The 2,373-nt window shown below is 47.1% G+C and carries 3 protein-coding genes; all 3 read right to left on the bottom strand.

The features are described 5' to 3' along the window. Positions 1–143 precede the first annotated feature (143 nt). The 3 genes from BM060_RS32810 to BM060_RS33635 all read right to left on the bottom strand — a co-directional run bounded on the left by BM060_RS32810 (position 144) and on the right by BM060_RS33635 (position 2,373). Positions 144–665: a hypothetical protein gene (locus BM060_RS32810; protein WP_135499810.1), complete on the bottom strand. Its 522-nt coding sequence runs from the start codon at positions 663–665 to the stop codon at positions 144–146. 858 nt (positions 666–1,523) lie between these two features. After that, positions 1,524–1,922 (bottom strand): hypothetical protein, encoded by a 399-nt coding sequence (locus BM060_RS32815; RefSeq protein ID WP_177224374.1) that lies wholly within the window; start codon positions 1,920–1,922, stop codon positions 1,524–1,526. Further along, positions 1,846–2,373, bottom strand: a complete 528-nt coding sequence (locus BM060_RS33635) for an RHS repeat-associated core domain-containing protein (RefSeq protein WP_074986574.1) — start codon at positions 2,371–2,373, stop codon at positions 1,846–1,848. The genes BM060_RS32815 and BM060_RS33635 overlap by 77 nt, the downstream gene beginning before the upstream one ends.

Here is a 2,373-nt window from a genome sequence, read left to right on the forward strand (position 1 = left end):
TTGCCTCCGTAGGGTGTGTAGTGGAGGCGCTGCAGGGGTCCGCTACCCGTGCTACGGCCGATCACACTGCCCAAGGAGTCCTTCACGTAGTACTCTGTTCGGCCCTCCAGCATCTGGCCGCCTTCGAAATTTGACTATACGTATCAGCAGCCTAGATCGAATTCACTATTACGCTGCTCAGCCGCATCTTTAAGATCATCTTTTGAGATTGGTTTATTTAAATTAGAAACCCACATCTTCATACCATCCTTTATGTGGCCGCATGCCTCCTGCGCCTCTTGGTATAGCCCTAACTTTAGAAGTATGTAACCCCTAAGAAAAATAAGCTCTCCAGCAAAGGGGGCATGTACAGAAACAGGCAACTCTAAAATCCCTGAATTCACTATCCTATATGCATCCCTCAACCTATTAATCCTAATACAATATAGAGAAGCAAAGAAAAAATCGCTCTGCTCAGTCGCCCGAAAAATAAGCTCAAGGCGATCGTCAATGGCCAACTGATAATCGCCTATCAAGCTATATACATGGGATCTTTTACGCAAAACATCCAGATCCCCAAGGCTGCTTTCTTTCTCTAGCAGAAGATTGCAAACACTGAGAGCCTCCTCATAATTCCGGCCTCTTATGAGACTATCCAGCCTCTTGATTTCAACTGTCTGATTCAATTTAACTTATTACCTCCGCGTAGTTTTTCGGGTGTATCCATTGCCAGTAAAGTTCGTGCCTGAAACTGACCTTTCTGCGATATTAAACTCTCTAGCCAGGCCATATTTTTCGTCAGACCAAGAGCACGCCCCTTCATGTAAGGCGCAGGTATCGGGTTATCGTTTTCATCTAGGCTAAGATCTCTTATTCGTCTTCATAGGCAGATGCATCGACAGATAATTTGGGTTTTACCTTCTCGGAATCCCAATAATAATTTTCCACAACTCAGCCAGGCGAAGCAGAGATAGATTCCCTAGACCCAGCAACAATCCCGACGTGCCCCATGGGCAATCAGATCGCCAGTTTTTTCCGACACAGAAATTACTATCCAGCTGGGCAAATAATAGCTTGGAGCTGATAAGCGCTGGGCACCTGGTGGGTATTTCCTCAGATCCTCGGAAACAAACTTCCCCCATATTTGGAAGATTGCATCCAGACAGCTCGTATTGAGTGTCCGCACAGAGATCACACTTATATGTACCTTCACCAAAACCTGAATTCACATCAGTATGGTCTGTCTCCCTACTCCGGCCGCGACCATCAGATCTTGCCGCTGAAACTATATCGAAAGATACACTACACGGACATGAACCATTTGGATAAATGGCACTAATTGGACTCCCCGTTGTATACGCATCGGGAAGCATTCCTCAGAGCCTCCTTAGTAAATGGTCGGCGATGACAATTAATCAGCTCCACACCATCCAAAGTAGATATTCCTCTCCCAGCCAATAACATTTAAAACCTTCGACATGAAGCCGATTCCAGGAAGCTCTTGGAACTTGAAAAATCTTACAATCACGCCATCCGAAGCATGACTACTCGTCAAAATAAGGCTCACCTGATGACCAATAAAAATCATATTTAGAACTTAAGCGCTCAATCAGCATCTCAATATCAGCAGCCAGACTTACTGCTTGCAGAGAGTCCGCTCCATATACGTCAAAACTTTGCTCTTCCAATCCCTCTATCTCCACATGACATATCGCCACAACACCATCAACCGGAAAAGTCACCATAGATTGCTCGACTATTTTTGGCTCAGAAATTTTTATTTTTATTTGTCTTTTTCTGGACTCATTCTTCTCTGCCAACAAGAGCACTCGCTCTGCTATATATCGAACTTCGCTGCCTACCATATTACCTACCTCTCTCTCTGTAGCATTGTTCTCTATTTTCCCTGGCTGCTTCAAAGCAAGAGAATTTCTTTCGGCCACTTAATCCCGCACATGTCTGCAAGCTACTTTGGTAAAGTGCTTCACAGTTCCTGTCTGTTTCAGACTCATCATCTTCAGTACACCAGTTATAAGCATCCTGTATGAGACTGCCGACTGCTGCACCTCCCGCAGCCCCCCATAGGGCACCTTCTGTTGCCCCCGCCAGCCCTCCTCCGACAGTGCCAAATCCAGGAATGACGCTTCCACCCAGGCCACCTGCAATCGTGCCAACCGCACCACCAGCAACGGCTCCGACGCTTGCTCCAACCGCAGCTCCCTCAGCGGCAAGACCTTTAGCGTCATGCAACGAAATAGGATTTCCCTCTACATACGCATAAAGATTAATCCCCCCTCGTTCCCCAATCGGATCACGGCTCAGCCATCGCCCAGATTCCGGGTCGTAGGCCCGGTAGAGGGCCAGGTACAGGCCACTGGCCTGATGCCAGTGCAA

Source organism: Pseudomonas citronellolis (genome assembly GCF_900112375.1).
GTDB lineage: Bacteria > Pseudomonadota > Gammaproteobacteria > Pseudomonadales > Pseudomonadaceae > Pseudomonas > Pseudomonas citronellolis.